This is a genomic window from Endozoicomonas sp. ALB115, assembly GCF_049310245.1.
In the GTDB taxonomy this organism is placed as follows: Bacteria; Pseudomonadota; Gammaproteobacteria; order Pseudomonadales; family Endozoicomonadaceae; genus Endozoicomonas.
Genome location: NZ_JBLYZG010000131.1, coordinates 1 through 5,000, shown reverse-complemented (window position 1 = coordinate 5,000; position 5,000 = coordinate 1). Strand labels below are relative to the sequence as shown.

Annotated in this window: 2 protein-coding genes; both read right to left on the bottom strand. The window is 52.5% G+C overall.

Annotation, left to right across the window (positions count from 1 at the left end):
* Positions 1–299: 299 nt before the first annotated feature.
* Positions 300–428, bottom strand: a complete 129-nt coding sequence (locus ACO6VE_RS23835) for a hypothetical protein (protein WP_422463931.1) — start codon at positions 426–428, stop codon at positions 300–302.
* Between the two features lie 12 nt (positions 429–440).
* Positions 441–4,130: a hypothetical protein gene (locus ACO6VE_RS23830; RefSeq protein WP_422463929.1), complete on the bottom strand. Its 3,690-nt coding sequence runs from the start codon at positions 4,128–4,130 to the stop codon at positions 441–443.
* Positions 4,131–5,000 lie beyond the last annotated feature (870 nt).

Genomic DNA, 5,000 nt, shown 5'->3' with positions numbered 1-5,000 from the left:
GGACCTACAGATGTGCGGAAATCGCGTTATATCATGCGCTTGGCAAGTTACCTGAACCGGAAATGACCCACAGATTTTACTGACGAGGCCAAAAAAGAAGCATTCCTGATCAGCAGGGCAGTCTATTCTCGGCCAACTACTTAGCATGGTGTATTCAGCTCTATGGATCGAACGGTGGTGCAATCAGAGCCTGGCTTTCAAAGGTCACCACAAATGCCCATGGCGCGTGAAAATATTTTTCACGGCAAAAGTTATAAATGCCTGCGGGCATCCCTTAAAATTGCTCCCTGCTTTTCAGGCTAAAGTCCATCGGTGAACATTAAAAAAGCGCCTCTGGTATCAGGCGCTTCGGTGGTTTTGGTGAAGGGTAACAGTCGGGATTGTTCCGGTTGTGATAGTTGATTAAAACGTTTGTCCAGCTCAGTCACTCTGTACCGAACTCATTCAGGGGTTGGTTCCTGCGTAGGAACACTCTGCCTGTTCATTCGTTCCCGGATTCCCTGAATACCCTGGGATACCGAGTTGACCGCAGCGCTTGCCAGTTCTTTACCACGTGTCAGTGGTTTCATCGCCAGCTCCTGACCACGCAACCCCTCCTGGTAACCGGTAATCCATTGATAGGTTGAATAGCCGGCAATCCCCAATCCACCCGCTGCCAGAAGGGAAGCTGAGGTAATTCCCATCGTAGCGGCTGTTGTTGCTGTAGCGGCATTGCTGCCGTCCAACGCCGGGGTGTCGGCAACCCTACCGTCCAACGCAGGTGTGTCGGCAACCCCTCCTCCATCACCAACACTCCTCCGCCCGACGCGGTGGGGTGCATCCCAACCCTTGCTTTCGAACCTGCTGTTCACCACCGTGGTGTTGGCAACCGTTCCTCCATCGTAAACCACTCCCGCCCCGATGCCGGCGTGTGCATAGTTACCCGAGGTTTCGACCGTGCTGTCCACCGCAGTGGTGTTGGCAACCGTTCCTCCATCGTAAACCACTCCCCCCCCGATGCCGGCGTGTGCAAATTTACCCGAGGTTTTGACCGTGCTGTCCACCGCCGTGGTGTTGGCAACCGTTCCTCCATCTAAAACCACTCCCCCCCCGATGCCGACGTATGCAAGTTTACCCGAGGTTTCCACCGTGCTGTTCATCGCCGTGGTGTTGGCAACCGTTCCTCCATCGTAAACCACTCCCCCCCCAATGGCAGCTTTGGCATGGTCTTCCGAGGTTACGACCGTGCTGTTCACCGCCTTGGTGTTGGCAACCGTTGCTCCATGGTTAACCACCCCGCCCCCGATGCCGGCGTGTGCATTCATACGCGAGGTTTCGACCCTGCTGTTCAACGCTGTGGTGTCGGTAACCGTTCCTCCAACGCCAGCCCACCTCCTGATGTCGTCGTTAGTATTGACACCCGAGGATCTGGCAAGCTTTTTCCCGGCGCCAACCCACCCACCCCCGATGCCGGCGTGTGAATTTATACCCCTGGTTTTGACCGTGCTGTCCATCGCCGTGGTGTTGGTAACCGTTCCTCCATCTAAAACCACCCCCCCTCCGATGCCGGCGTAGGCAAGTTTATGCTTGGTTTCGACCGTGCTGTCCACCGCCGTGGTGTTGGCAACCGATCCTCCAGTGCCAACCCACCCACCCCCGATGCCAGCGTTTGCATAGTGATGCGAGGTTTTGACCCTGCTGTTAACTACCGTGGTGTTGGCAACCGTTGCTCCATCGTTAACCACCCCTCCCCCGATGCCGGCGTGTGCAGCATAACCCCTGGTTTTGACCGTGCTGTTCACCGCCGTGGTGTTGGCAACCATTGCTCCATCTTTAACCCACCCACCCCCGATGCCGGCGTATGAACTGCCACCAAAGGATTGGACTTTGCTGTTCACCGCCGTGGTGTTGGCAACCGTTCCTCCAGCGCCAACGATCCCCCCCCCGATGCCGGCGTCTGCATAATTACTCAAGGTGGCAATTTGAACATCTTCGGCCCGGATATTACGGACTTGGCCATTCACAGTACAAGCCACCACACCTGCCGGCTCATAGGAATTTATACGGGCACCGGTAAAGCGAAGGTTACTGATGCTGCCTTCCAGAGTGTCAACAAAACAGCCAGACAGGCCGCTGATGGTATGATCCTTCCCATCGTACTGCCCGGTGAAGTGATCCCATTCATCACCAATGGATTGATGGAATTGAGAGGCATCAATATCCGCCGTCTGTTGATAGGTACCGTTCAGTGGATAGGCGGGATGTCGGCCAATCTTGCCCAGGGTTTCTGTATCATTAATCTTTATGGGTGTTGATGCTGTAGCGGCTGTTGACGCTGTGGCGGCTGCTGCCGCAGCTGTTGACGCTGTAGTGGGTGTTGATGCTGTAGCGTCTGTTGACACTGTGGCGGCCGCCACCGCAGCTGTTGACTCTTTAGCGGCAGTTGACACTGTAGCTGCAACCGTAGCGGCTGTTGATGCTGAAACGGCTGTTGATGCTGTAGTGGGTGTTGACTCTTTAGCGGCTGTTGACGCTGTAGTGGCTGTTGATGCTATAACGCCTGTTGACACTGTGGCGGCCGCCGTCCCAGCTGTTGACTCTTGAGCGGCAGTTGACACTGTAGCGGCATTTACCGGGCAAGCATTACTGTTCGAAAAATCCAGCGCATCCAGAAATTCAGTTTTCGGAGAGCAATTGGCTGTTAACACACGTAGGTCTGCTTTTTGGCAAAGAAGCTGATCATTGGAGATAGATCCAAAATTCTCTTTATTGCCATTGACATAGCTGTTCACCGCCTTGGTGTTGGTATCCATTTCTTCCATAACCCAGCCACCCTCGATGCCGGCGTATTCATTACTACCCGTGGTTGTGACATGGCTGTTCACCGCCGTGATGTTGGCAACCGTTCCTCCAGGGTAAACCACCCCCACCCCGATGCCGGCGTATGCATTACTATCCGTGGTTTTGACATGGCTGTTCACCGCCGTGGTGTTGGCAACCGTTCCTCCATCTAAAACCGCCCCCCCCCCGATGCCGGCGTATGAACCATAACCCGAGGTTGTGACATTGCTGTTTACCGCCGCGGTGTTGGCAACCGTTCCGACACCGAAAACCCTCCCCCCCCCGATGCCGGCGTTTGCACGCCAACCCACGGTTTCGACCGTGCTGTTCACCGCCGTGGTTTTGTCAACCGTTCCGTAAACCCTCCCCCCCCCGATGCCGGCGTATGCTGATTCACCCTTGGTTTTGACCGTGCTGTTCACAGCCATGGTTTTGTCAACCGTTCCGTAAACCCGCCCCCCCCCGATGCCGGCGTCTGCATAGTCACCCGAGTTGACAATATGAACATCTTTCGCCCGGATATTACTGACTGTGCCAGTATCATCAACAACACAGGCTGCTAACCCGGTCGGCTTCGCGGAATTTTTTATATTGGCACGAGTAAACTGAAGGTCACTGATGTTGCCTTGCAGAGTGTCAACAAAACAGTCAGACAGGCCGCTGATGGTATGGCACTGCCCATCGTACTCCCCGGTGAATGTGCCAATGGGTTTATGGTCTTTATTGACAACAATATTCGCTGTCTGTTGATATTTGCCGTTTGGTGGAAATTCGGGATCTCGACCAATCTTGCCCAGGTCTTCTGCATTATTAATCTGTTTCGAATTCGCATACGGAAAAGAGCTGGCCAGCGTGCCAAGGGCAAGTAGCCCTTTGGTTCCCTGACTCCCTTGATAGCGGGCCGTGGATGGCTGTTGAAGGGGTACGTTTTTCGAGCCGGTTTCTTTTTCCTGAGCCTCTTCCCGGGTTTCTTTTGAGGTCTGTGGTAATTCCGGTTTTGCATCCGGCCCGGGCAAACCGCTTCCGGACCAGGCATTGGCCATATCTTTCACCATGAAAAGGATGGAACTTGACGGCAGGATAGTTGCTGTGGCCAGTCGCAGAAGATCTTTCACTGCTTTGCGGGAATTGAAACTGAGGCAAGGGTCTTCCATTGGAATCAATGATTTCACAAATGCTTTAGAAACAGCAACGCCATGGCCGAGCCAGGAGTGTTCGACGCCATTCCCTGAACATTGGGAAGACGTGTCACATAATGGTTGCTGAATAGTGGATCGCTGATTGGATTGCTGAATGGGTTGCTGAATCATAAACAGGACTCCTACTGTTGTAGTACATGGTTTCAATGAGTTTGACGGGTTGTCGTTATCACAAGCCTCTGCACTCCGTTCGTCCTGAGTGCTGAGCTTGTCGAAGCATCGAAGGGCGCAAACTCCGGGCCATGATAGATCGTGCCAACACACTTCGACTCCGCTCAGGATGAACGGAGTTGGTACACGTCAATCTCCTTGAAATGATGTAGTAGTGCATAACAGTACATTAGAAAGCGCACAAAAAATGACGGCGCACTCCCTTGTTCGTTTATGCAGTGACGTAAAAGTTCCCGGGTTATATTTTTTTTTAGTGGACGCGATGCCTACGTTAAAAGTGTCGTGTTATCTTTATACTTGAATGGTGGTAAAACTAATTAAAATTAGCGAAAAATTAGCGTTTTAATCCTTCTACCTTATTGATGGCCGTTTATTCAGATGTAATTATGTATTCCTATTCGTCTATGCAGTGACGTAAAATTTTCGAGTTATTTTTTTTATTTTAGGGTTTAAAAAGTCACACCATCGTTTATCCATTAGCCAATTTCTTTTTTTGCACCATCGAAAACCAGCCCGTCAACCGCCCAAAAAAGAAGCATCCCTGATCAGCAGGGCAGTCTATTCTCGGCCAACTGCTTAGGAATTGTCCCGAAATAATTTCCACATTTTGGGCTCGATCTCCGTTCATCCTGAGTGCTGAACTTGTCGAAGCATCGAAGGGTGATTGGCACAATACATGAGGCCGGAGTTCACGTCCTTCGACAGGCTCAGGACGAACGTAGTACATGGTTTCAATGAGTTTGACGTGTACGATCTCCGTTCACCCTGAGCGGAGTCGAAGGGTGCTTGGCACGATCTATCAGAGTCCGG